This window comes from Atlantibacter sp. MEI4A-1023 (genome assembly GCF_056155425.1).
The window spans coordinates 3,750,265-3,774,234 of sequence record NZ_CM149568.1 but is presented as its reverse complement, the minus strand read 5'-3'; the positions used below and the strand labels follow the sequence as shown (position 1 = coordinate 3,774,234).

Sequence of the window (23,970 nt, the reverse complement as noted above, 5' to 3'; positions counted from 1 at the left end):
AGAGCGCATTACAACGATGGCGATTAAAAAATTGCTCATAGCGTCGCTGCTGTTCAGCAGCGCTACTGTATACGGTGCAGACGGTTTCGTAGTGAGAGATATTCATTTCGAAGGGCTGCAGCGAGTCGCCGTTGGTGCGGCCCTCCTCAGCATGCCGGTCCGCGTCGGTGATACGGTTAATGATGAAGACATCAGTAACACGATCCGTTCGCTCTTTGCCACAGGCAACTTTGAAGACGTTCGCGTACTGCGCGACGGCGATACGCTGCTTGTCCAGGTAAAGGAACGGCCTACCATTGCCAGCATCACGTTCTCCGGCAACAAGTCGGTTAAAGACGACATGCTGAAGCAGAACCTGGAGGCTTCCGGTGTGCGCGTCGGCGAATCTCTTGACCGCACTACCCTTGCCGACATCGAAAAGGGCCTGGAAGATTTCTACTACAGCGTGGGTAAATACAGCGCCAGCGTAAAAGCCGTTGTCACTCCGCTGCCGCGTAACCGCGTGGACTTGAAACTGGTCTTCCAGGAAGGCGTTTCCGCTACCATCCAGCAAATCAACATCGTGGGTAACCACGCGTTCACCACCGAAGAACTGATTTCTCACTTCCAGTTGCGCGACGAAGTGCCGTGGTGGAACGTGGTGGGCGACCGTAAATACCAGAAGCAAAAACTCCAGGGCGACCTTGAAACCCTGCGCAGTTACTATCTGGATCGCGGCTATGCGCGTTTCAACATTGATTCGACCCAGGTTAGCCTGACGCCGGACAAGAAGAGCATCTACGTGACCGTTAACGTCACCGAAGGCGATCAGTACAAAATTGCCGGCGTTGAAGTGAGCGGTAACCTGGCCGGTCACTCCGCTGAAATCGAAACGCTGACCAAAATGCAGCCGGGCGAGCTCTATAACGGCACCAAAGTGACTAAAATGGAAGATGACATTAAAAAGCTTCTTGGTCGCTATGGTTACGCCTACCCGCGCGTGCAAACCCAGCCTGAAATTAACGAGAATGATAAAACGGTTAAACTGCATGTGAACGTCGATTCGGGCAACCGCTTCTACGTGCGCAAAATCCGTTTTGAAGGTAACGACACGTCTAAAGATGAAGTTCTGCGCCGCGAAATGCGCCAGATGGAAGGCGCATGGTTGGGCAGCGATTTGGTCGACCAGGGTAAAGAGCGTTTGAACCGTCTGGGCTACTTTGAAACCGTGGATACCGACACCCAACGTGTGCCGGGCCAGCCGGACCAGGTAGACGTGGTCTATAAAGTGAAAGAGCGTAACACCGGTAGCTTCAACTTTGGTGTGGGCTACGGTACCGAAAGCGGCGTCAGCTTCCAGGTGGGCGTGCAGCAGGATAACTGGTTAGGTACGGGCTATTCTGTCGGCATTAACGGCACCAAAAACGACTATCAGACCTATTCTGAATTCTCCGTCACTAACCCGTACTTCACGGTAGATGGTGTTAGTCTTGGCGGACGTATTTTCTATAATGACTTTAAAGCGGACGACGCCGATCTGTCCTCCTACACCAACAAAAGTTATGGTGTGGATGGCACGCTGGGCTTCCCGATCAACGAATACAACACGTTGCGTGCAGGTGTAGGCTACGTCCATAACGACCTGTCCAACATGCAGCCGCAGGTTGCGATGGATCGTTATCTTGATTCGCTTGGCCAGAAAGACGGTAGCGATCGCGGCTTTACCGCCGATGATTTCACCTTCAACTACGGTTGGACCTATAACAAGCTGGACCGCGGCTTCTTCCCGACCGAGGGTTCGCGCGTTAACCTGAACGGTAAAGTTACGATCCCGGGCTCGGATAATGAGTTCTATAAGCTTACTCTCGATACGGCGACCTATGTGCCGATTGACGATGACCACAAGTGGGTGGTTCTGGGCCGTACCCGTTGGGGCTATGGCGATGGACTGGGCGGCAAAGAGATGCCGTTCTATGAAAACTTCTATGCGGGTGGTTCCAGCACCGTACGTGGCTTCCAGTCTAACAACATCGGTCCTAAAGCGGTTTATAAAGGCCCGAACGAAGATAACTGCGAAAATAGCGCATACTGTTCATCTGACGATGCGGTAGGTGGGAACGCGATGGGTGTCGCCAGCCTCGAATTCATCACCCCGACGCCGTTCCTCAGCGATAAATATGCGAACTCGGTACGCACTTCGCTGTTTGTTGATGCGGGTACCGTGTGGGATACCAACTGGGATAACACCGCTGATATGCGTGCGGCAGGCGTCCCGGACTACAGCGATCCCGCCAACATCCGTATGTCTGCAGGTATTGCCTTGCAGTGGATGTCACCATTGGGTCCGTTGGTGTTCTCTTACGCGCAGCCGTTTAAAAAGTATGATGGAGACAGTGCAGAACAGTTCCAGTTTAACATCGGTAAAACCTGGTAATTGTTTGTTGCGAAGGAATGCATTAGCAGTGTAGCGATGACTTGAGACGGGTGTTTCACCCGTCAAGCCACGCAAAGAACGGTACCTTCGGGTACTAATGGGATGGTAAGGAGTTTATTGTGAAAAAGTGGTTATGTGCTGCAGGTCTCGGTTTAGCAATGGCAGCGTCCGCTCAGGCGGCAGATAAAGTTGCTGTTGTGAACATGCAAAGTCTGTTTCAGCAGGTTGCTCAAAACACTGGCGTATCTAAAACGCTGGAAAATGAGTTCAAAAGCCGCGGAAGCGAACTGCAACGTCAAGAAAGCGATCTGCAGACCAAAATGCAGCGTTTACAGCGTGACGGTTCCACGATGAAAGCGAGCGATCGTACCAAGCTGGAAAAAGACATCATGTCTCAGCGCCAGGCTTTCGGTACTAAAGCCCAGCAGTTTGAGCAGGACCGTGCGCGCCGTTCTAACGAAGAACGTGGCAAGCTGGTTTCCCGTATTCAGGCAGCAGTGAAAAAAGTTGCAGCCGACCAGGATGTCGATTTGGTGCTGGACGCCAATACCGTTGTGTATAACGGTAGCGATGTAAAAGACATCACCGCTGATGTACTGAAACAGGTTAAATAAGTAATGCCTTCAATTCGACTGGCTGATTTAGCCCAACAGTTGGATGCAGAACTGCACGGTGATGGCGATATCGCCATCACCGGCGTTGCTTCAATGCAATCTGCGGGTGAGGGGCAAATCACCTTCATGGTAAACCCCCGTTACCGTGAACATCTGGCTGCATGCCAGGCGTCTGCCGTTGTGATGACCGCAGACGATCTTCCTTTCGCCAAAAGCGCGGCGCTGGTAGTAAAAAATCCCTACCTGACCTATGCGCGCATGGCCCAAATTCTTGATACCACGCCTCAGCCTGCGCAGAATATTGCGCCCAGCGCAGTCATTGACGCCAGCGCGAAGCTGGGCAACAACGTCTCCGTTGGCGCGAATGCGGTTATCGAATCCGGCGTAGAGCTGGGCGATAACGTGATTATTGGTGCGGGTTGCTTCGTGGGTAAAAATACACGCATTGGCGCGGGTTCGCGTCTGTGGGCGAATGTCAGCATCTATCATGAGATCCAGATCGGTGAACAGTGCCTGATCCAGTCCAGCACCGTGATCGGCGCGGATGGCTTTGGCTACGCTAACGATCGCGGCAACTGGATTAAGATCCCGCAGCTTGGCCGGGTAATCATCGGCGATCGCGTTGAGATCGGCGCATGCACCACCATTGACCGTGGCGCGCTGGATGACACCATTATCGGCAACGGCGTGATCATTGATAACCAGTGCCAGATTGCGCATAACGTCGTGATTGGCGACAATACCGCGGTTGCGGGTGGCGTCATTATGGCGGGTAGCCTGAAAATTGGTCGTTACTGCATGATTGGCGGTGCCAGCGTAATCAACGGTCATATGGAAATTTGCGACAAAGTTACCGTGACCGGTATGGGCATGGTGATGCGTCCTATTTCTGAGCCTGGCGTGTATTCTTCAGGTATTCCGCTACAGCCTAATAAGGTTTGGCGTAAAACAGCAGCGTTGGTAATGAACATTGATGAAATGAATAAACGCCTGAAAGCTGTTGAGCGGAAAGTCATTAAAGAAGACTGACCCTCTCTGGCTAACGCCTGCATACGACAAAGTTAAGCGGCCTGTTGGCATTCTCTGGATTGCCGCAGGCCGTGTTATTATTGCCATTTAGTATATTTAGACAGGACCAGTATCTTGACTACTGACACTCATACTCTGCACATCGAAGAGATTTTAGAGCTTCTGCCGCACCGTTTTCCGTTCCTTTTAGTGGATCGCGTGCTGGATTTTGAAGAAGGTCGCTTCCTGCGGGCAGTCAAAAACGTTACGGTAAACGAACCGTTTTTCCAGGGCCATTTCCCTGGTAAACCGATTTTCCCAGGTGTGCTGATTCTGGAAGCGATGGCGCAGGCCACCGGTATCCTGGCATTTAAAAGCGTGGGTAAACTGGAACCGGGCGAGCTTTACTACTTTGCGGGTATCGATGAAGCACGTTTTAAACGTCCGGTAGTGCCGGGCGACCAGATGATTATGGAAGTCACCTTTGAGAAAACCCGCCGTGGCCTGACGCGCTTTAAAGGCGTCGCTCTGGTCGATGGCAAAGTTGTCTGCGAAGCGACGATGATGTGCGCGCGCAGCCGGGAGAGCTGATACGTGATTGATAAAACTGCCTTTGTTCATCCCTCTGCCATTGTGGAAGACGGTGCCGTTCTCGGCGCTAACGTTCACATTGGTCCGTTTTGCATCGTCGGTCCACACGTTGAGATCGGTGAAGGTACTGTTCTGAAGTCTCATGTCGTCGTTAACGGCCATACCAAAATTGGTCGTGATAATGAGATCTATCAGTTCGCATCCATTGGCGAAGTAAACCAGGATTTAAAATACGCTGGCGAACCAACCCGTGTGGAGATCGGCGACCGTAACCGCATCCGCGAAAGCGTAACCATTCATCGTGGAACCGAGCAAGGCGGCGGCCTGACGAAGGTAGGCAGCGATAACCTGTTGATGATCAACGCACACGTTGCGCATGATTGTACTGTAGGTAACCGCTGTATCCTGGCTAACAATGCGACGCTGGCCGGGCACGTATCGTTGGGTGATTTCGCTATCATCGGCGGCATGACAGCGGTGCATCAGTTCTGCATCATTGGCGCCCACGTGATGGTCGGCGGCTGCTCCGGCGTTGCCCAGGACGTCCCGCCGTATGTGATTGCCCAGGGTAACCACGCGACGCCGTTTGGCGTCAACATTGAGGGGCTTAAGCGCCGCGGCTTTAGCCGTGAAGCAATTATCGCGATCCGCAACGCGTATAAACTGCTGTACCGCAGCGGGAAAACGCTGGATGAAGCAAAACCGGAGATCGCCGCGCTGGCGGGGCAACATCCCGAAGTGCAGGCGTTCACCGAGTTCTTTGAACGTTCAACGCGCGGTCTGATTCGTTAATGGCTGTAAAACGACCCTTAACGATTGCCCTCGTCGCCGGAGAAACCTCCGGCGATATTCTTGGTGCTGGCCTGATCCGCGCATTAAAAGCGCGCGTTCCGGATGCGCGCTTTGTCGGTGTTGCGGGTCCCCGTATGCAGGCAGAAGGCTGTGAAGCCTGGTACGAAATGGAAGAGCTGGCCGTGATGGGCGTGGTGGAAGTATTAGGCCGCCTGCGCCGCCTGCTGCATATTCGTGCCGATCTCACTCGCCGTTTCACCGAGCTTAAGCCGGACGTGTTTGTCGGCATTGATGCGCCGGATTTCAATATTACCCTTGAAGGGAACCTGAAAAAGCAGGGCATCAAAACCATTCATTACGTCAGCCCATCAGTGTGGGCGTGGCGTCAAAAACGGGTTTTCAAAATCGGCAGAGCAACCGACCTGGTGCTGGCGTTTCTGCCTTTCGAAAAAGCGTTTTACGATCGCTTCAATGTGCCGTGCCGTTTTATTGGTCATACTATGGCTGATGCGATGCCGTTGGACCCGGATAAACAGGCGGCCCGCGCGGTGTTGGGCATTCCTGAGGATGCTCACTGTCTGGCGCTGTTACCGGGTAGCCGTGGCGCAGAAGTGGAAATGCTTAGCGCTGATTTTCTGAAAACGGCGCTGCTGCTGCGCGAACGCTTCCCCGATTTGCAGGTGGTCGTTCCGCTGGTCAATGCGAAGCGCCGCGAGCAGTTTGAAAAAATTAAGCAAGACGTCGCGCCAGATATGCAAATCCATTTGCTGGATGGCAAGGGGCGCGAAGCGATGATCGCCAGCGATGCCGCGTTGCTGGCATCCGGCACCGCCGCGCTGGAGTGTATGCTGGCGAAGTGCCCGATGGTGGTGGGCTATCGCATGAAGCCGTTCACCTTCTGGCTGGCGAAGCGCCTGGTCAAAACCGATTATGTCTCGCTGCCTAATCTGCTGGCGCGGCGCGAACTGGTTAAAGAACTGCTTCAGGATGAATGTACCCCGCAAAATCTGTACGCCGCGTTGCTGCCATTATTAGACCGCGGCGCGAAGAGCGAACAGATGCATGAAACCTTCCGCCAGTTGCATCAGCAAATTCGTTGCAATGCCGACGAGCAGGCAGCGGATGCGGTACTGGAGCTAGCCCAATGATCGAATTTATCTATCCGCATACCCAACTTGTAGCGGGTGTGGATGAAGTCGGACGCGGCCCGCTGGTGGGCGCAGTGGTTACGGCGGCGGTGATTTTAGATCCCAGCCGGCCGATCCCCGGGCTGGCCGACTCCAAAAAGTTATCTGAAAAGCGTCGTTTGGCGCTGTTTGATGAAATCACAGAAAAAGCGCTGTGCTGGAGCCTGGGCCGGGCTGAACCGCATGAAATCGACGAGCTGAATATTCTGCACGCTACCATGCTGGCGATGCAGCGCGCGGTTGCCGGGCTGTCGGTTACGCCGGAGTATGTGCTGATCGACGGAAACCGTTGCCCGCAACTGCCGATGCCGTCAATGGCAGTAGTGAAAGGCGATAGCCGGGTGGCGGAAATCAGTGCAGCATCAATACTTGCCAAAGTCACGCGCGATGCGGAAATGGCGGCGTTGGATATCAGCTTTCCGCAATACGGTTTTGCTCAACACAAGGGCTACCCTACCGCCTTCCATCTGGAAAGGCTGGCTGAGCACGGCGCGACAGAACATCATCGCCGCAGTTTCGCGCCGGTGAAACGCGCTCTCAATCTGGTGTCTTAAGCACCACGCACAGAATTATTCGGATACTGAGATGGCTGAACCTCGTTTTGTGCACCTGCGAGTGCACAGTGACTATTCCATGATCGATGGGCTTGCCAAGACGGGGCCGCTGGTGAAAAAGGCGGCCTCTCTGGGGATGCCTGCGCTGGCGATCACCGACTTCACCAACCTGTGCGGTCTGGTTAAGTTTTACGGGGGCGCACATGGCGCGGGCATGAAGCCGATTATCGGCGCGGATTTCAACGTTCATAACCCAATCATGGGCGATGAGCTTAATGAAATTACCGTCCTGGCCGCCAACAATGACGGCTACCAAAATCTTACGTTACTTATCTCGCGCGCTTACCAGCGCGGCTATGGTGCCGCCGGGCCGTTTATCGACATCGACTGGCTGGCGGAACTTAATCATGGCCTGATCCTGCTCTCTGGGGCGCGCAACGGCGACGTCGGGAAAAGTTTGCTGCGCGGCAATATGGCGCTGGTGGATCAGTGCCTGGGTTTCTATCAGCAGCATTTTGCCGACCGGTTTTATCTGGAGCTGATCCGCACCGGGCGTACCGATGAAGAGCGCTACCTGCACGCCGCCGTCGCGCTGGCGGAAGAGAAGGGCGTGCCGGTTGTCGCCACTAACGATGTGCGTTTTATCGATGCCGGTGATTTTGACGCCCATGAAATTCGCGTCGCCATTCATGACGGTTTTACCCTTGATGACCCTAAACGCCCGCGCAACTACTCAACGCAGCAATATATGCGCAGCGAAGAGGAAATGTGCGAGCTGTTCGCGGATATCCCGGAAGCACTGGAAAACAGCGTAGAGATTGCCCGGCGCTGTAACGTCACGGTGCGCCTCGGCGAGTATTTCTTGCCGCAGTTCCCCACCGGCGACATGACCACCGAAGATTTCCTGGTGGCGAAGTCAAAAGAAGGTCTGGAAGAACGTCTGGAATTCCTGTTCCCGGACCCGGAAGAACGAGCGAAGCGCCGTCCTGAATACGATGAACGTCTGGACATTGAACTCCAGGTGATCAACCAGATGGGTTTCCCTGGCTACTTCCTGATCGTGATGGAGTTTATCCAGTGGTCGAAAGATAACGGCGTGCCGGTTGGCCCTGGCCGTGGCTCCGGCGCAGGTTCGCTGGTGGCCTATGCGCTGAAAATCACCGACCTCGACCCGCTGGAATTCGACCTGCTGTTCGAGCGCTTCCTGAACCCGGAACGTGTCTCGATGCCCGACTTCGACGTCGACTTCTGTATGGAGAAGCGCGATCAGGTTATCGATCACGTAGCGGAGATGTACGGGCGCGAGGCGGTATCGCAGATTATCACCTTCGGAACCATGGCCGCGAAAGCGGTGATCCGCGACGTGGGCCGCGTACTGGGCCACCCGTACGGCTTCGTTGACCGCATTTCCAAGCTGGTGCCGCCCGATCCGGGTATGACGCTGGCGAAAGCGTTTGAGGCCGAGCCGCAGCTGCCTGAAATTTATGAAGCCGACGAAGAGGTCCGGGCGCTGATCGACATGGCGCGCAAGCTGGAAGGGGTCACCCGTAACGCCGGTAAACACGCGGGCGGCGTGGTGATTGCGCCGACCAAAATTACCGACTTCGCGCCGCTGTATTGCGACGAAATGGGCCAGCATCCGGTCACCCAGTTCGATAAAAATGACGTGGAATACGCGGGCCTGGTGAAGTTCGACTTCCTGGGGCTGCGCACGCTGACCATCATCGACTGGGCGTTGAAGATGATCAACCCGCGCCGGGCGAAGCAGGGCCTGGAGCCCATCGATATCGCCGCCATCCCGCTGGATGACAAGAAAAGCTTCGACATGCTGCAACGCTCGGAAACCACGGCGGTATTCCAGCTTGAATCGCGCGGCATGAAAGATCTGATTAAGCGTCTTCAGCCTGACTGCTTTGAAGATATGATCGCACTGGTGGCGCTGTTCCGTCCGGGGCCGCTGCAATCGGGTATGGTGGATAACTTTATCGACCGTAAACATGGCCGTGAAGCCATCTCCTACCCGGATATCCAGTGGCAGCATGAAAGCCTGAAGCCAGTTCTGGAGCCGACCTACGGCATCATCCTGTACCAGGAACAGGTGATGCAGATTGCTCAGGTGCTGTCGGGTTATACCCTGGGCGGCGCGGATATGCTGCGTCGCGCCATGGGTAAAAAGAAACCCGAAGAGATGGCCAAACAGCGCTCGGTATTTGAAGACGGTGCGAAAAATAACGGCGTTGACGGCGAACTGGCGATGAAAATCTTCGACCTGGTGGAGAAATTCGCGGGTTATGGATTTAACAAATCGCACTCGGCGGCCTATGCTCTGGTATCCTACCAAACGCTTTGGCTGAAGGCGCATTACCCGGCGGAGTTTATGGCGGCGGTAATGACGGCGGATATGGATAACACCGACAAAGTGGTGGGACTGGTGGATGAGTGCTGGCGCATGGGGCTCAAAATCCTGCCGCCGGACATCAACTCCGGACTGTATCATTTCCACGTTAACGATGACGGGGAGATTGTTTACGGCATCGGCGCGATTAAAGGCGTGGGCGAGGGGCCGATTGAGGCCATCATCGAGGCGCGTAACAAGGACGGTTATTTCCGCGAACTGTTTGACCTGTGCGCGCGTACCGACACCAAAAAGCTCAACCGCCGGGTGCTGGAAAAGCTGATTATGTCCGGGGCATTTGACCGTCTGGGCCCGCACCGTGCCGCGCTGATGAATTCATTGGGCGACGCGTTAAAAGCGGCGGATCAGCACGCTAAAGCCGAAGCCATCGGTCAGGCGGATATGTTTGGCGTTCTGGCGGAAGAGCCGGAACAGATTGAAAAATCTTACGCTAACTGCCAGCCGTGGCCGGAGCAAACGGTACTGGACGGCGAGCGGGAAACCCTGGGTCTTTACCTGACCGGGCACCCCATCAACCAGTATCTGAAAGAGATCGAACGCTATGTCGGTGGCATGCGTCTGAAAGATATGCACCCGACAGAGCGTGGTAAAGTTATCACGGCTGCGGGGCTTGTGATTGCTTCGCGGGTTATGGTCACCAAGCGCGGCAATCGTATCGGCATCTGTACCCTGGATGACCGCTCCGGGCGTCTTGAGGTGATGTTATTCACCGATGCGCTGGAGAAATACCAGCATCTGCTGGAACAAGACCGGATCCTAATCGTCAGCGGACAGGTCAGCTTTGATGACTTCAGCGGAGGCCTTAAAATGACCGCCCGCGAAGTGATGGACATTGCAGACGCCCGCGAAAAGTATGCGCGTGGGCTTGCTATCTCGCTGACGGACAGGCAAATTGATGACCAGCTTTTAAACCGACTCCGTCAGTCTCTGGAACCCCATCGTTCGGGAACCATTCCAGTACATCTCTACTATCAGAGGGCGGATGCGCGCGCGAGGTTGCGTTTTGGCGCAACGTGGCGTGTCTCTCCGAGCGATCGTTTACTTAACGATTTGCGTGGCCTGATAGGTTCGGAGCAGGTGGAACTGGAGTTTGACTAATACAGGAATATTATGAGTCTGAATTTCCTTGATTTCGAACAGCCGATTGCCGAGCTGGAAGCGAAAATCGATTCCCTGACTGCGGTGAGCCGTCAGGATGAAAAACTGGATATTAACATCGACGAAGAAGTGCATCGTCTGCGTGAAAAAAGCGTAGAGCTGACGCGTAAAATCTTCGCCGATCTGGGGGCATGGCAGGTTGCGCAGCTGGCGCGCCATCCACAACGTCCGTATACCCTCGATTATCTGCGTTTAGCTTTCGACGATTTCGACGAACTGGCTGGCGACCGTGCCTATGCGGATGACAAAGCCATCGTCGGCGGTATTGCGCGTCTGGACGATCGTCCGGTGATGGTCATCGGCCATCAGAAAGGCCGTGAAACCAAAGAGAAGATCCGTCGTAACTTTGGTATGCCGGCACCGGAAGGTTATCGCAAAGCGCTGCGTCTGATGGAAATGGCTGAACGGTTTAACATGCCGATTATCACCTTCATCGACACCCCTGGCGCGTATCCAGGCGTGGGCGCGGAAGAGCGCGGCCAGTCTGAAGCTATCGCACGTAACCTGCGTGAAATGTCGCGTCTTAAAGTGCCGGTCATCTGCACCGTTATCGGTGAAGGCGGTTCCGGCGGCGCACTGGCGATTGGCGTGGGCGACAAAGTCAACATGCTGCAATACAGCACCTATTCGGTGATTTCGCCGGAAGGCTGCGCGTCCATTCTGTGGAAAAGCGCCGATAAAGCGCCGATTGCCGCAGACGCCATGGGCATTATTGCGCCGCGTCTGAAAGAGCTGAAGCTGATTGATACCGTGATCCCGGAACCGCTTGGCGGCGCACACCGTAATCCGGAAGTGATGGCGGAATCTCTGAAAGCACAGCTGCTGGCCGATCTGGCCGATCTCGACGTGCTGAGCAAAGACGAACTGCTGGATCGTCGCTATCAGCGTCTGATGAGCTACGGTTACGCATAATCTGCGGGTCACACATTCTGAAAAGGGTCGCGTAAGCGGCCCTTTTTTTATTCGCCGCCCGGCGGGCAGGTTGCGTAAACTATGCTTAAGGATGAATTTTTTGCCAGGAGGTGAGCGTTGAATATTATTGCCATTATGGGGCCGCAAGGGGTTTTTTATAAAGATGAGCCGATGCAGGAACTGGAGCAGGCGCTGCGAAGTCAGGGCTTCCAGCTTATATGGCCGAAAAACAGTCTCGATCTCCTGAAGCTGATTGAACATAACCCGCGCATCTGCGGCGTGATTTTCGACTGGGACGAACACGGCATCGAGCTGTGCGGCGATATCAATCAACTCAATGAATACCTGCCGCTGTATGCCTTTATCAATACCCACTCGACGATGGACGTCAGCGCCCACGAGATGCGCATGGCGATTTGGTTTTTTGAATATGGCCTGGGGGCGGCAGAGGATATTGGCCAGCGCATCCGCCAGTACACCGATGAATATATTGATAACATCACACCGCCGTTAACCCGGGCGCTGTTTAAATACGTCCATGAGGGAAAATATACCTTCTGTACGCCAGGGCACATGGCCGGGACCGCTTACCAAAAAAGCCCGGTGGGCTGCCTGTTTTACGACTTCTTTGGCGGCAATACGCTGAAATCCGATGTGTCGATTTCCGTTACCGAGCTGGGGTCGCTGCTCGACCACACCGGCCCGCATCTGGAAGCCGAAGAGTATATCGCCCGAACGTTTGGCGCTGAACAAAGCTATATGGTGACCAACGGCACCTCCACCTCGAATAAAATTGTTGGCATGTACGCTGCCCCGGCGGGCAGCACCATGCTGGTGGATCGCAACTGCCATAAGTCGCTGACCCATCTGCTGATGATGAGCGATATTGTTCCCCTGTGGATGAAGCCGACGCGTAACGCGCTGGGCATTCTTGGCGGCATTCCGCAGCAGGAGTTTTCCTGTGAATCCATCGCCCAAAAAGTGCGTGATACGCCCAACGCCCAGTGGCCGGTTCACGCGGTGATCACCAACTCAACCTATGACGGCCTGCTGTACAACACCAACTGGATTAAGCAGACCCTCGACGTGCCGTCGATTCATTTCGATTCCGCTTGGGTGCCGTATACCCATTTTCATCCCATCTATAGCGGTAAAGGCGGCATGAGCGGCGAACGCACGCCGGGTAAAGTGATCTTTGAAACCCAGTCGACCCACAAGATGCTGGCGGCTTTTTCCCAGGCGTCAATGATCCATATTAAAGGTGACTACGACGAAGAGACGTTCAACGAAGCCTATATGATGCATACCACCACGTCGCCGAGCTATCCGCTGGTGGCCTCCATTGAAACCGCTGCGGCGATGCTGCGCGGCAACCCGGGCAAACGGCTGATTAATCGCTCCGTGGAGCGCGCGCTGCATTTCCGCAAAGAAGTCCAGCGGCTGCGCGAAGAGGCTGACGGCTGGTTTTACGATATCTGGCAGCCGGAAGCGATTGAAGAAGCCGACTGCTGGCCGATTGCGCCCGGTGAGGACTGGCACGGTTTTACCCATGCCGATGAAAACCATATGTTCCTCGACCCGGTGAAAGTCACCATCCTGACGCCGGGCATGGATGAGCATGGCAATATGGCGGAAGAGGGCATACCCGCCGCGCTGGTGGCGAAGTTTCTTGATGAGCGCGGTGTGGTGGTGGAGAAAACCGGCCCGTACAATCTGCTGTTTCTGTTCAGCATCGGCATCGATAAAACCCGCGCCATGGGTTTGCTGCGCGGGCTGATGGAATTCAAGCGCGCCTACGATCTGAATCTGCGGGTGAAAAACATGCTGCCGGACCTGTATGCTGAAGATCCTGACTTTTACCGCAATATGCGCATTCAGGATCTGGCGCAGGGCATCCATCGGCTGATCAAACATCACGACCTGCCGCAGTTAATGCTTAAAGCCTTCGACGTACTGCCGGAAATGCAGCTTACGCCGCACCAGATGTATCAACAGCAGGTGAAAGGCAATATTGAAACCGTTGAGTTGGATAATCTGATTAATCGGGTTTCCGCCAATATGATCCTGCCGTATCCTCCGGGCGTACCGCTGGTGATGCCGGGCGAGCGGGTCACTCAGGAAAGCCGCGCGGTACTCGATTTCCTGCTGATGCTGTGCTCGATTGGCCGCCACTATCCCGGTTTTGAAACCGATATTCACGGCGCGAAGCGCGGGGAAGATGGCGTTTACCGGGTCAGAGTTTTAAAACAGTAGCGATGGCGCGAAGGCTTAACGCCAACAAGGAGAATGTATGCTGGGTTTAAAAAAGGTTCATCACATCGCTATTATCGCGACCGACTACGCGCGCAGTAAGGCGTTTTACTGTGACATTCTGGGCTTCACGCTACAGTTCGAAACATATCGCGAGGCACGGGATTCGTGGAAAGGGGATTTAGCGCTTAAGGGTGATTACGTCATCGAGCTGTTTTCGTTTCCCTTCCCCCCGGAGCGCCCAAGCCGCCCGGAAGCCTGCGGGCTGCGCCATTTGGCCTTTAGCGTCGCGAGTCTGGATGACGCGGTAGCGCATCTCGAAAAGCACGGCGTTCCCTGCGAACCGATCCGTGTCGATCCTTTCACGGATAAGCGTTTCACCTTTTTCAACGATCCCGATGGATTGCCGCTGGAGCTGTATGAGGAATGATCCAGTGGGAGAGTCACTACCGTAAAGTGCTGGTGGCGTTCAGCGGCGGGCTGGACTCCACCGTGCTGCTTCACCAGATGGCGGCGCTACGCCAGCAGTACGATCTACAGTTGAGGGCCGTACATATCCATCACGGGATCAGCGCCTTTGCCGATGAGTGGGTGGCGCATTGCCAGGCGATTTGCGAGCGCTGGGCGGTGTCGCTTGAGGTGGTACGGGTCACATTGCAAAACGATGGCTCGGGCATTGAGGCGCAGGCCCGCTCCGCCCGCTATGCCGCCTTTGCGCAGATTATCCAGCCGGATGAAGCGCTGGTCACCGCGCAGCATCTTGACGATCAGTGCGAAACGGTGCTGCTGGCCCTGAAGCGCGGCAGTGGGCCCGCTGGCCTGGCGGCAATGCCGGAAACGCTGCCGTTTGGCGATAACATCCTGCTGCGCCCGCTGTTAAATACGTCTCGTGAAGCGCTGGAGGCCTATGCCCAGGCGCATCAGCTCACGTGGATCGATGACGACAGCAATCAGGACGATCGTTACGATCGCAACTTCCTGCGCTTGCGCGTCCTTCCGCTGCTTCAGGCGCGCTGGCCGCATTTTGCCCGCAGCGCGGCCCGTAGCGCAGCGCTGTGCGGCGAGCAGGAAGCGCTGCTTGATGAGCTTTTAGCCGACGAATTAATGTCGCTGACAACGCCGGAAGGCAGCCTGACGATTGCGCCTTTGCATGAGGTGAGCCAGGTCCGTCGCAATGCGCTGCTGCGCCGCTGGTTAACTCAGCTTGATGCGCCGCCGCCGTCGCGCGACATGCTGGGGCGGATCTGGCAGGAAGTGGCGTTGAGCCGGGAAGATGCCGCGCCGCGCCTGCAAATCGGTGCCTTTGACGTGCGGCGCTATCAGGGACAACTCTGGTGGATCAAACGGCAGGCCGCGCCGGGTAGACAGGCCGTTATCTGGGAGCCGCCTTACTCGCCATTAAAGCTCCCACTCGAATTAGGGATATTACGCCTGGCGCAGACAGGCTATGCTGTGCGGGCTCCTTATCAGGATGAACAGGTATCGGTACGTTTTCATGCGCCAGGCAACTGGCAAATCGTCGGACGTGAACGTAGCCGAAACCTCAAAAAGCTGTGGCAGGAGCTGTCCGTGCCGCCCTGGCGACGGGATACCACGCCGCTGCTGTTTTACGGTGAGCAATTAATCGCCGCTCCAGGCATCTTTGTTACGCGTCAGGGGCAGGCTCAGGATCATGCATGCTGGCATATCGACTGGCAGAAAGGAGAATAACGATGACGATGCGTAGTGCGGTTTTAATAGGATTACTGGCCTGTAGTTTGCCGGTTTTAGCCAAAGGCGACCCGAAGGCGGGCGAGCAAAAAGCGATGATGTGCGTAGCCTGCCACGGTGCGACGGGCAATGTTTCCGTACCGCTTTACCCCAACCTGGCGGGGCAGCATGAAGAGTATCTGGCGCATTCCCTGCACGCCTACAAAAAAGGCGAGCGCAGCGGCGGTCAGGCCGAAGTGATGAAAGCCTACGTGAGCGGCTTGTCTGACGAAGATATTGATAATCTGGCGGCGTACTACGCCAGCCAGAAGCCATAAAAAAGGGCAGCCAACAGGCTGCCCTCATTGTTTCGGTTGTTAACTAGCCTTCGCTGACCACCACGGTGCCTATTTCCGGATGGCTGAAGCTGGCAATTTTATCGAGACGAACTTCGCGTGAGGCTCCGGCTTCATCGATGATCAAATATTCGACGTTTTTGCGAGAAACCAGATCGTTGGCTTGCGCCTTCAGTACTTCCCCACTCTTCAATTCCAGCGTTAATACCAGGTGGTGCTGGCAGGCGAGTTCGAGATTGTCATAATCATCACAATTGATGGGTTGATAGGTTTCATTCATTGACATAATCGCTCACCAGTAAGTTCGCGGCGGCATAGGCCGCCTTTTCCCGGACCGACTCAGAAAGGGCTTCATCTGAGGCCATTTCATTCAATACTTTCAATACGCAACCCAGCGCGTCGGGGATGTACCCCAGGTCGCCGCTGGCTATCTCGGCATATCGCTTGCGTATTAACGCACAATACTTTTCCACATGCCCTCCTGTCAGAGTCTGACTACAGACTGAATCGTGGGATGCAAGTCTAAGCCTACGAATATTAACTCTGTTTAGCAAGGTGACTATACCATACTCACTCTGGCGGCATTAACAGTCATAGCAGGGAATTCTGTACGAAGCGGCGGGTGAGGCGGGCGCGGGCGCGCTAATTTCGCTACAATAGCCGCCGATTGTCTTTCGGGGGACCTATGGCTTTAAAAGCAACGATTTATAAAGCAACCGTGAATGTTGCCGACATGGACAGAAACCAGTTTCTGGACGCCAACCTGACGCTGGCGCGCCATCCGTCGGAAACCGAAGAGCGTTTGATGCTGCGCCTGCTGGCGTGGACCAAATACGCCGATGAGCGGCTGCAGTTTACCCGTGGGCTCAGCGCTGAAGAAGAGCCCGAACTGTGGCTGCGTAATGATTATTTGGGTATCGATCTGTGGATCGAGCTTGGCCTGCCGGATGAGCGACGCCTGAAAAAAGCCTGTAGCCAGGCGGCCCAGGTCGCGCTGTTTACCTACAACAGCCGGGCGGCGGAAATCTGGCGCCAGCAGAACCAGAGTAAATTTCGCGCTTACGATAATCTGACCATCTGGTATCTGGATGACGCGCAGCTGGCAAAGCTGAGCGCACTGGCTTCACGAAGTATGACGATACAGGCCACGCTTCAGGACGGCCTAATCTGGCTGTCGGAAGGCGAGAATAATCTGGAAATTACTCTGGACAACTGGCACACGTCCGAATGATTATTTTTTCGCGTACCGTTTCTATTCCCGAGGACGAAGTCACCTTCACTGCCATCCGTGCCCAGGGTGCAGGCGGGCAGCATGTAAATAAAGCCTCGACGGCGATCCATTTGCGCTTCGATATCGCCGCTTCCAGCCTGCCAGAAAGCTATAAAGCGCGCCTGCTGGCGGCGAGCCACCATTTGATTACCGCGGAAGGGCTGGTGATCATCAAAGCGCAGGAATACCGCAGCCAGGAGATGAATCGCGAAGCGGCGCTTGCCCGCTTTATTACGCTGGTACGGGAACTTACTGCGGAACAAAAGCATCGAAAAGCAACAAGACCCACACGTGCGTCGAAAGAGAGACGCCTGACGTCAAAAGCGCAAAAGTCTACCACCAAATCACTACGCGCGAAGATCCGCCGCACGTCAGACTAACTGAGGCAAAGAACATTGAAAATCAGGGATATGATGTCAAAAACTCCGCTTATCTCCGCCGCTATCGCCTGCGGGGTATTTTTATTGATCGGCTGTAATCACCGCAGCGAAGTCCAGGGGCTCCAGGCCGTCCAGCCGCTGGAAGCCAAAGCGATGCAGCAAAGCTTTCGCGGCCTGCTGCCTTGCGCCGACTGCGACGGTATCGACACCGCGCTGTTTCTGGAAAAAGACGGCACCTGGGTGATGAACCAGCGCTATCAGGGCGCGCCGCAACCGACGCAGTTTGCGTCATGGGGCAAATGGGCGCGTACGGCAGACAAGCTGGTGCTCACCGACACCAATGGGGAAAAGCGCTATTTTCGCGTAAAAGGTGAAAACCTGGAGATGCTCGACCGCGAGGGCAACCCGATTGCGTCGCAACTGAACTATACGCTTAAGCCATCCAAAGCCGCGCTGCCCGCCACGCCGATGGCGATGAAAGGCATGTACTTCTATATGGCCGATGCGGCGGTATTCACGGATTGCGTTACCGGCAAGCGTTTCCCGGTAGTGAATAACGCGCAGCTGGAGCGGGGATTTTCTGCCGCACAGCAGGGAGAAATGAAACCAGTATTGCTGCATATTGAAGCGCACTTCGTGTTGCAGGCTAACCCGGATAGCGGCGATATGCAGAAAACGCTGGTGGCGGATAACACGGGCGCGTTCAAGCCCGGTGCAGATTGCGATGAGTAATCGCCGCTAAAAAAACGCCCTGCGGGTGCAGGGCGTGAGCGTTACTTCTTAATCTGGCTAACCAGGTAATCCACAATATCCCCGGTTTTAATCATTTTCTTCTCGCCTTCACGACGATACTTATATTCGATCTCGTCGCTATCGAGGTTGCGGTCGCCAATCACCACGGTGTGCGGGATACCAATCAATTCCATATCGGCAAACATTACCCCCGGACGCTCTTTGCGATCGTCCATCAGCACGTCAATGCCGTGCGCACGCAGTTCGCTATAAAGTTTCTCAGCCAGCTCCTGAACGCGGAAAGACTTGTGCATGTTCATCGGCAGGATCGCCACCTGGAACGGCGCGATGGCGTCAGGCCACACGATGCCACGGTCGTCATGATGCTGTTCGATCGCAGCGGCAACCACGCGGGTTACACCGATACCGTAGCAGCCCATGGTCAGCGTCTGGTTGCGGCCATCTTCACCCTGAACGGAGGCTTTCAGCGCTTCAGAATACTTAGTACCTAACTGGAAGATATGGCCCACTTCGATACCGCGTTTGATCAGCAGCGTACCCTGGCCGTCCGGGCTCGGATCGCCTGCGACCACGTTGCGAATATCCGCCACTTCCGGGGTCGCCACATCGCGGTCCCAGTTAATGCCGAAGTAGTGTTTACCGTCGATATTGGCACCTGCGGCGAAATCGCTCATTGCGGCCACGGAACGGTCAATCACAACCGGGATCGGCATGTTCACCGGGCCAAGAGAGCCAGGACCGACGTTAATCACGGCGCGGATTTCCGCTTCGGTTGCGAAAGTCAGCGGGCTCGCGACCTGCGCCAGTTTCTCGGCCTTCACTTCATTCAGTTCATGATCGCCGCGCACTAACAGCGCGACCAGCGGGTAAGCGCTGCCGTCTACGGCTTTCACCAGCAGGGTTTTCACCGTTTTCTCAATCGGCAGGCTATGCTGCTCAACCAGTTCAGCGATGGTTTTGGCGTTCGGCGTATCGACCAGATGCATTTCCTGAGTCGCTGGCGCGCGTGGCGCTTTCGGCGCAACGGCTTCGGCCAGTTCGATATTGGCAGCGTAATCAGAGGTATCGGAGAAAATGATATCGTCTTCGCCGCTCTGCGCCAGTACCTGGAATTCGTGCGATGCGCTACCGCCGATAGAACCGGTATCCGCCTGAACTGGACGGAAATCTAATCCCATACGGGTAAAGATTTTGCTGTACGCCTCGTACATGGCGTCATAAGTCGCCTGCAGGGATTCCTGGGACGTATGGAAAGAGTAAGCGTCTTTCATCAGGAACTCGCGCGAACGCATCACGCCGAAACGTGGGCGAACTTCGTCACGGAATTTGGTCTGGATCTGGAAGAAGTTGAGCGGCAACTGCTTATAGGAGCTCAGTTCGTTACGGATCAGATCGGTAATGACTTCTTCGTGAGTCGGGCCGAGCACGAACGGGCGCTCGCCGCGATCGACAAAACGCAATAATTCCGGGCCGTACTGCTCCCAGCGCCCGCTCTCCTGCCACAGGTCGGCTGGCTGAACCACTGGCATGGACACCTCGATAGCACCGGCGTTATTCATCTCTTCACGCACGATGTTTTCGACTTTTTTCAGGACGCGCAGGCCAGTCGGCAGCCAGGTGTATAACCCGGAGGCGAGCTTGCGGATCATCCCGGCGCGCAGCATCAGCTGGTGGCTGATAACCTCGGCGTCGGCGGGTGTCTCCTTCAGGGTGGAGAGCAAATATTGGCTAGTACGCATTATTACGATTCCATTAGATGGTTCAGATACAGGCAAATGGCCTGACTTAAGTAAAGTGAATTAGTTTACCAGCGAGGCCGGATTGCCAAAAGAGAAGGGTGCGAAATTAACGCGCTTCGAGAGCAAACACTTCGCAGCCTGTTTCGGTTACGCGCCAGCGCACGTTGAAATCCAGCAGCCAGACGGCGTAGGTTTTACCGGGATCTTCCGTTTTACGGTAGGCCGGACGCGGGTCCTGGGCCAGCACCTCGCGGATAAACTGTTCGAGGCGAGGATAGCGCGCATGGAGTTGGCGCATTTGGTGTTGCACGTCATCGGTAAAATACACCGCCATCGCGGCGTTGGGTGCCTGTTGGGCGTAACCTGCGCGGGCGTCCGGCAGCGCTTCTGCGAAAGGCAGATAGGGTTTGATATCGATAACCGGCGTACCGTCAACCAGATCCAGCCCGCCTAATTGCAGCACCACTTCATCTTTATGGCAGCGAACTCCTTCCAGCGCAACCAGCGACATGCCCACCGGATTAGGGCGAAACGTGGAACGGGTCGCGAAAACACCCATCCGCGCGTTGCCGCCAAGCCGGGGAGGGCGAACGGTAGGGTGCCAGCCGCCTTCCATGGTTTGATGGAAAATGAAGACTATCCAGATGTGGCTGAAGTCTTCCAGACCACGCACCGCGTCAGGGTTATTGTAGGGTGGAAGAAGATGAAGCTCGCCGCCCCCGCTGGTGACAAGGCCTGGCTGGCGGGGGACCGCGAATTTTTCTTTATAGGGCGAACGGATAACGCCTATCTGCTCAAGGCAGAACTGACTCATTTGGCAGTGACTTTTAACGCTGAACCCACGCAAACGGCCTGACGGTAGCAACCTGGCGTACCGCTGGTCACTTCACAGCTGTGCAGCAATACGGCATTGGCTTTCATTTTTGAGGCATTAATCTGCATACGCTTGCGTGCGGTGGGGATATTCGGCGGAGAGTCCTGATTCGACGCCTGGCACGATTCACCGCTCACTTCACCTAAATCGCGGAACGGCTTACCAACCAGATCTTCCGCGTTGGTATAAATTCTGACGGGGGCAGGGCGCGGGGCCTGCGGTTTCGCGGGCTCGACTTTAGCCGGTGCTGCCGTGCTTTTGACAGGTTCTACAGGGGATCTGCTTATCATTGAACAGCCGCTCACCATGAGTGCCAGCAAACAGATCGGTAAAGCACGCATAATTTATCCTCAATCATGATTAAATCGTAGGTTATTGAATCAGGTGCCTGCACAAATAACAAGACGGGCGTGCGCCCGTCCTGAATATTTATGTTGTACTTATTGAAGAAACGAATTACCAGCCTTTAACAGCACCACCGTTAAAGGTTTTGTTCGCGGCTTCGTTCACTTCGTCAGACTGGTAAGCCTGGACGAATTTCTTCACGTTTTCCGCGTCTTTATTGTCTTCGCGTGCCACGATCAGGTTCACGTACGGGGAGTCTTTATCTTCCACGAAGATACCGTCTTTCGCCGGCGTCAGGTTAATCTGGCTGGCGTAGGTGGTGTTGATAACGGCCAGGGCAATCTGCGCATCGTCCAGGGAGCGCGGCAGCTGCGGTGCTTCCAGTTCAACAATTTTCAGGTTTTTCGGGTTCTCAGTGACGTCCAGCACGGTCGGCAGCAGGCCCACGCCGTCTTTCAGTTTGATCAGGCCCACTTTCTGCAGCAGCAGCAGGGAGCGGCCCAGATTGGTCGGGTCGTTAGGAACCGCGATCTGTGCGCCTTCCTGGAGCTCATCCAGAGATTTGATTTTTTTGGAGTAGCCGGCAATCGGGTAAACGAAGGTGTTGCCAACGGAAACCAGTTTGTAACCACGGTCTTTGATCTGCTGATCGAGGTACGGTTTGTGCTGGAAGGCGTTAGCGTCGATATCACCTTTGTTCAGCGCTTCGTTCGGCAGAACGTAATCGTTGAACGTCACCAGCTCAACGTCCAGGCCGTATTTCTCTTTCGCGACTTTCTGAGCGACTTCAGCAACCTGCTGTTCCGCACCGACAATCACGCCCACTTTGATGTGGTTCGGATCTTTTTCTTCCTGACCACAGCCAACCAGCGCCAGAGAACCAATCAACGCACCGACTGCTGCGAAAGTTTTTAATTTGAAAGACATAGCGATTCCTTACTCTTTAGATGTTGTGTTTGTTACTTATGCGTGACAGCCCGGACGATGCGATCGCCGGAGATTTGAATGAGATACACCAGAACGACCAGTAATACTAATACTGTATTCATCACCGTAGCGTTATAACCAATATAACCGTACTGATAGCCAATCTGCCCCAGGCCGCCAGCGCCTACCGCGCCGCCCATGGCGGAGTAACCAACCAGAGTGATCAGCGTAATGGTGGCGGCGTTAACCAGCCCCGGCAACGCTTCTGGCAACAAGACCTTGCGCACGATCTGCATCGGCGTTGCGCCCATCGCGCGTGACGCTTCGATAAGCCCCGACGGGATTTCCAGCAGGGCGTTTTCTACCATACGGGCGATAAACGGCGCAGCGCCGACCGTCAGCGGGACAATCGCCGCCTGCAGGCCGATAGACGTGCCGACAATGGCGCGGGTAAACGGGATCATCCACACCAGTAAGATAATGAACGGGATGGAACGGAAGATGTTCACTAACGCGGACAGCACGCGATAAACGCTGGCGTTCTCATTGATCTGCCCCGGACGGGTAACATATAGCAGTACGCCTGCCGGCAGGCCCAGCACAAAGCCGAAGAAACCGGAAACGAAGGTCATCGCCAGCGTTTCCCATACGCCGCGAACCAGCAACCACATCATTGCTTCAGACATAACCCAGAACCTCTACTTTTACATGATGTTGTTGCAAATACGCGATAGCCGCCTGTGTCTCTTCGTAAGAGCCGTGCATTTCAGCCAGCATAATCCCGAACTTCACGCCGCCGGCGTAATCCATCTGGGCGCTAATAATGTTGTTGTTCACGTTGTAACGACGTGCGGTTTCGGAAAGCAGCGGCGCATCCACAGACTGGCCGGTGAATTCCAGGCGCAATAGCGGCACCGAGTCTGCCTGCGCGGTAGGCTGCAAACGCTGAGCGTAGTCTTCCGGAATATCCAGATGCAGAGTGGACTGAATAAACTGCTGAGCCAATGGCGTTTTGGGATGGGAGAACACTTCGCTCACCGTATCCTGTTCAATCAGCTCGCCATTGCTGATCACGGCGACGCAATCACAAATGCGCTTCACCACGTCCATTTCATGCGTGATTAACAGAATGGTTAAACCGAGGCGGCGGTTGATATCTTTCAGCAGTTCAAGGATAGAACGGGTGGTTGCCGGGTCCAGCGCGCTGGTGGCTTCATCACACAACAGCACCTTTGGATTGCTGGCCAGCGCGCGAGCAATAGCAACACGCTGCTTTTGGCCGCCGGACAGGTTAGCCGGATAGACATCGTGCTTCTCAGACAGACCAACCAGATCCAACAGTTCGGTGACGCGGCGCTTTACTTCATCACGCGGGACGTTATCCAGTTCCAACGGCAGCGCAACGTTACCGTAAACGGTACGGGAAGAGAGCAAATTAAAGTGCTGGAAAATCATGCCTATCTGGCGGCGGGCTTTGGTCAGTTGTGACTCGGAAAGCGCCGTAAGATCTTGTCCATCAACCAGAACGCTGCCCTGAGTCGGGCGCTCCAGTAAATTCACGCAGCGAATTAGCGTACTTTTACCTGCGCCGGATGCGCCAATCACGCCATAAATTTGCCCGGCAGGAACATCCAGACTGACGTTATTCAACGCCTGAATGGTGCGGTTCCCTTGCTGGAACACTTTGGTGATATTCGAAAGTTTGATCATTAGCTATTTATTATCGTATGAGAGTGAGCCGT

At 55.1% G+C, this 23,970-nt stretch carries 24 protein-coding genes; 16 read left to right on the top strand and 8 right to left on the bottom strand.

What is annotated here, in order from left to right:
• Nucleotides 1-16 precede the first annotated feature (16 nt).
• The 13 genes from bamA to ACVV26_RS17845 all read left to right on the top strand — a co-directional run bounded on the left by bamA (nt 17) and on the right by ACVV26_RS17845 (nt 15,922).
• On the top strand, nt 17-2,413 hold the full coding sequence (gene bamA, locus ACVV26_RS17905) for an outer membrane protein assembly factor BamA (RefSeq protein WP_474798564.1): 2,397 nt from the start codon (nt 17-19) through the stop codon (nt 2,411-2,413).
• Between the two features lie 119 nt (nt 2,414-2,532).
• Nucleotides 2,533-3,027, top strand: coding sequence for a molecular chaperone Skp (gene skp, locus ACVV26_RS17900; RefSeq protein WP_312984856.1), 495 nt, complete (start codon nt 2,533-2,535; stop codon nt 3,025-3,027).
• A 3-nt stretch (nt 3,028-3,030) separates the two neighbouring features.
• Complete coding sequence (gene lpxD / locus ACVV26_RS17895; RefSeq protein ID WP_474798562.1) at nt 3,031-4,056, top strand: UDP-3-O-(3-hydroxymyristoyl)glucosamine N-acyltransferase; 1,026 nt, start codon at nt 3,031-3,033, stop codon at nt 4,054-4,056.
• A gap of 114 nt (nt 4,057-4,170) precedes the next feature.
• On the top strand, nt 4,171-4,626 hold the full coding sequence (gene fabZ / locus ACVV26_RS17890) for a 3-hydroxyacyl-ACP dehydratase FabZ (protein ID WP_002436969.1): 456 nt from the start codon (nt 4,171-4,173) through the stop codon (nt 4,624-4,626).
• 3 nt (nt 4,627-4,629) lie between these two features.
• Nucleotides 4,630-5,418 carry an acyl-ACP--UDP-N-acetylglucosamine O-acyltransferase gene (lpxA, locus tag ACVV26_RS17885; RefSeq protein WP_474798561.1) on the top strand — a complete coding sequence of 263 codons (789 nt, stop codon included), beginning with the start codon at nt 4,630-4,632 and terminating at the stop codon, nt 5,416-5,418.
• Nucleotides 5,418-6,566: a lipid-A-disaccharide synthase gene (gene lpxB, locus ACVV26_RS17880; RefSeq protein ID WP_474798560.1), complete on the top strand. Its 1,149-nt coding sequence runs from the start codon at nt 5,418-5,420 to the stop codon at nt 6,564-6,566. The genes lpxA and lpxB overlap by 1 nt, the downstream gene beginning before the upstream one ends.
• Complete coding sequence (rnhB, locus tag ACVV26_RS17875; RefSeq protein WP_312984848.1) at nt 6,563-7,159, top strand: ribonuclease HII; 597 nt, start codon at nt 6,563-6,565, stop codon at nt 7,157-7,159. Before lpxB ends, rnhB begins: the two co-directional genes overlap by 4 nt.
• Nucleotides 7,160-7,190: 31 nt before the next feature.
• Nucleotides 7,191-10,673, top strand: coding sequence for a DNA polymerase III subunit alpha (dnaE, locus tag ACVV26_RS17870; protein WP_474798559.1), 3,483 nt, complete (start codon nt 7,191-7,193; stop codon nt 10,671-10,673).
• 12 nt (nt 10,674-10,685) lie between these two features.
• Complete coding sequence (gene accA / locus ACVV26_RS17865; protein ID WP_125293592.1) at nt 10,686-11,645, top strand: acetyl-CoA carboxylase carboxyl transferase subunit alpha; 960 nt, start codon at nt 10,686-10,688, stop codon at nt 11,643-11,645.
• Nucleotides 11,646-11,762: 117 nt separating this feature from the next.
• Complete coding sequence (locus tag ACVV26_RS17860; RefSeq protein WP_474798558.1) at nt 11,763-13,898, top strand: lysine decarboxylase LdcC; 2,136 nt, start codon at nt 11,763-11,765, stop codon at nt 13,896-13,898.
• 37 nt (nt 13,899-13,935) lie between these two features.
• Nucleotides 13,936-14,325 (top strand): VOC family protein, encoded by a 390-nt coding sequence (locus tag ACVV26_RS17855; protein ID WP_312985922.1) that lies wholly within the window; start codon nt 13,936-13,938, stop codon nt 14,323-14,325.
• The gene (gene tilS, locus ACVV26_RS17850) at nt 14,322-15,605 is read left to right on the top strand and encodes a tRNA lysidine(34) synthetase TilS (RefSeq protein WP_474798557.1); all 1,284 of its coding nucleotides are present in this window, start codon (nt 14,322-14,324) and stop codon (nt 15,603-15,605) included. Before ACVV26_RS17855 ends, tilS begins: the two co-directional genes overlap by 4 nt.
• Nucleotides 15,606-15,607: 2 nt before the next feature.
• Complete coding sequence (locus ACVV26_RS17845; RefSeq protein WP_409515075.1) at nt 15,608-15,922, top strand: c-type cytochrome; 315 nt, start codon at nt 15,608-15,610, stop codon at nt 15,920-15,922.
• Between the two features lie 43 nt (nt 15,923-15,965).
• Here the strand turns inward: ACVV26_RS17845 and rof are convergent, their stop codons facing one another.
• Both rof and ACVV26_RS17835 read right to left on the bottom strand, forming a co-directional pair.
• Nucleotides 15,966-16,226, bottom strand: coding sequence for a Rho-binding antiterminator (gene rof, locus ACVV26_RS17840; protein ID WP_165460344.1), 261 nt, complete (start codon nt 16,224-16,226; stop codon nt 15,966-15,968).
• Nucleotides 16,213-16,413, bottom strand: a complete 201-nt coding sequence (locus ACVV26_RS17835) for a YaeP family protein (RefSeq protein ID WP_474798556.1) — start codon at nt 16,411-16,413, stop codon at nt 16,213-16,215. Before ACVV26_RS17835 ends, rof begins: the two co-directional genes overlap by 14 nt.
• Before the next feature lie 212 nt (nt 16,414-16,625).
• Here ACVV26_RS17835 and ACVV26_RS17830 point away from each other — a divergent pair, with 212 nt between their 5' ends.
• Genes ACVV26_RS17830 through nlpE form a run of 3 tightly spaced genes read left to right on the top strand, consistent with a single transcriptional unit; the run spans nt 16,626 to nt 18,322 of the window.
• Nucleotides 16,626-17,171, top strand: coding sequence for a YaeQ family protein (locus tag ACVV26_RS17830; RefSeq protein WP_474798555.1), 546 nt, complete (start codon nt 16,626-16,628; stop codon nt 17,169-17,171).
• Nucleotides 17,168-17,590, top strand: a complete 423-nt coding sequence (gene arfB / locus ACVV26_RS17825; protein WP_474798554.1) for an alternative ribosome rescue aminoacyl-tRNA hydrolase ArfB — start codon at nt 17,168-17,170, stop codon at nt 17,588-17,590. The genes ACVV26_RS17830 and arfB overlap by 4 nt, the downstream gene beginning before the upstream one ends.
• A gap of 33 nt (nt 17,591-17,623) precedes the next feature.
• The gene (nlpE, locus tag ACVV26_RS17820) at nt 17,624-18,322 is read left to right on the top strand and encodes an envelope stress response activation lipoprotein NlpE (RefSeq protein WP_474801895.1); all 699 of its coding nucleotides are present in this window, start codon (nt 17,624-17,626) and stop codon (nt 18,320-18,322) included.
• 41 nt (nt 18,323-18,363) lie between these two features.
• Here the strand turns inward: nlpE and proS are convergent, their stop codons facing one another.
• The 6 genes from proS to metN all read right to left on the bottom strand — a co-directional run bounded on the left by proS (nt 18,364) and on the right by metN (nt 23,938).
• Nucleotides 18,364-20,082 carry a proline--tRNA ligase gene (proS, locus tag ACVV26_RS17815; protein WP_474798553.1) on the bottom strand — a complete coding sequence of 573 codons (1,719 nt, stop codon included), beginning with the start codon at nt 20,080-20,082 and terminating at the stop codon, nt 18,364-18,366.
• 106 nt (nt 20,083-20,188) lie between these two features.
• The gene (gene tsaA, locus ACVV26_RS17810) at nt 20,189-20,896 is read right to left on the bottom strand and encodes a tRNA (N6-threonylcarbamoyladenosine(37)-N6)-methyltransferase TrmO (protein ID WP_474798552.1); all 708 of its coding nucleotides are present in this window, start codon (nt 20,894-20,896) and stop codon (nt 20,189-20,191) included.
• A complete protein-coding gene (gene rcsF / locus ACVV26_RS17805; RefSeq protein ID WP_474798551.1) occupies nt 20,893-21,297 on the bottom strand; it encodes an Rcs stress response system protein RcsF in 405 nt (134 codons plus the stop codon). The genes tsaA and rcsF overlap by 4 nt, the downstream gene beginning before the upstream one ends.
• 115 nt (nt 21,298-21,412) lie before the next feature.
• Complete coding sequence (metQ, locus tag ACVV26_RS17800; protein WP_474798549.1) at nt 21,413-22,228, bottom strand: methionine ABC transporter substrate-binding lipoprotein MetQ; 816 nt, start codon at nt 22,226-22,228, stop codon at nt 21,413-21,415.
• A gap of 32 nt (nt 22,229-22,260) precedes the next feature.
• Nucleotides 22,261-22,914, bottom strand: a complete 654-nt coding sequence (locus tag ACVV26_RS17795) for a methionine ABC transporter permease MetI (protein WP_002437008.1) — start codon at nt 22,912-22,914, stop codon at nt 22,261-22,263.
• Nucleotides 22,907-23,938 carry a methionine ABC transporter ATP-binding protein MetN gene (gene metN / locus ACVV26_RS17790; RefSeq protein WP_474798547.1) on the bottom strand — a complete coding sequence of 344 codons (1,032 nt, stop codon included), beginning with the start codon at nt 23,936-23,938 and terminating at the stop codon, nt 22,907-22,909. The genes ACVV26_RS17795 and metN overlap by 8 nt, the downstream gene beginning before the upstream one ends.
• Between the last annotated feature and the right edge of the window lie 32 nt (nt 23,939-23,970).

Coding starts and splice junctions, on each gene's coding strand:
- bamA (WP_474798564.1), top strand. CDS start 17: ATGGCGATTAAAAAATTGCTCATAGCGTCGCTGCTGTTCAGCAGCGCT.
- lpxD (WP_474798562.1), top strand. CDS start 3,031: ATGCCTTCAATTCGACTGGCTGATTTAGCCCAACAGTTGGATGCAGAA.
- lpxB (WP_474798560.1), top strand. CDS start 5,418: ATGGCTGTAAAACGACCCTTAACGATTGCCCTCGTCGCCGGAGAAACC.
- rnhB (WP_312984848.1), top strand. CDS start 6,563: ATGATCGAATTTATCTATCCGCATACCCAACTTGTAGCGGGTGTGGAT.
- dnaE (WP_474798559.1), top strand. CDS start 7,191: ATGGCTGAACCTCGTTTTGTGCACCTGCGAGTGCACAGTGACTATTCC.
- accA (WP_125293592.1), top strand. CDS start 10,686: ATGAGTCTGAATTTCCTTGATTTCGAACAGCCGATTGCCGAGCTGGAA.
- ACVV26_RS17855 (WP_312985922.1), top strand. CDS start 13,936: ATGCTGGGTTTAAAAAAGGTTCATCACATCGCTATTATCGCGACCGAC.
- tilS (WP_474798557.1), top strand. CDS start 14,322: ATGATCCAGTGGGAGAGTCACTACCGTAAAGTGCTGGTGGCGTTCAGC.
- ACVV26_RS17845 (WP_409515075.1), top strand. CDS start 15,608: ATGACGATGCGTAGTGCGGTTTTAATAGGATTACTGGCCTGTAGTTTG.
- rof (WP_165460344.1), bottom strand. CDS start 16,226: ATGTCAATGAATGAAACCTATCAACCCATCAATTGTGATGATTATGAC.
- ACVV26_RS17830 (WP_474798555.1), top strand. CDS start 16,626: ATGGCTTTAAAAGCAACGATTTATAAAGCAACCGTGAATGTTGCCGAC.
- arfB (WP_474798554.1), top strand. CDS start 17,168: ATGATTATTTTTTCGCGTACCGTTTCTATTCCCGAGGACGAAGTCACC.
- nlpE (WP_474801895.1), top strand. CDS start 17,624: ATGTCAAAAACTCCGCTTATCTCCGCCGCTATCGCCTGCGGGGTATTT.
- proS (WP_474798553.1), bottom strand. CDS start 20,082: ATGCGTACTAGCCAATATTTGCTCTCCACCCTGAAGGAGACACCCGCC.
- tsaA (WP_474798552.1), bottom strand. CDS start 20,896: ATGAGTCAGTTCTGCCTTGAGCAGATAGGCGTTATCCGTTCGCCCTAT.
- rcsF (WP_474798551.1), bottom strand. CDS start 21,297: ATGCGTGCTTTACCGATCTGTTTGCTGGCACTCATGGTGAGCGGCTGT.
- metQ (WP_474798549.1), bottom strand. CDS start 22,228: ATGTCTTTCAAATTAAAAACTTTCGCAGCAGTCGGTGCGTTGATTGGT.
- ACVV26_RS17795 (WP_002437008.1), bottom strand. CDS start 22,914: ATGTCTGAAGCAATGATGTGGTTGCTGGTTCGCGGCGTATGGGAAACG.
- metN (WP_474798547.1), bottom strand. CDS start 23,938: ATGATCAAACTTTCGAATATCACCAAAGTGTTCCAGCAAGGGAACCGC.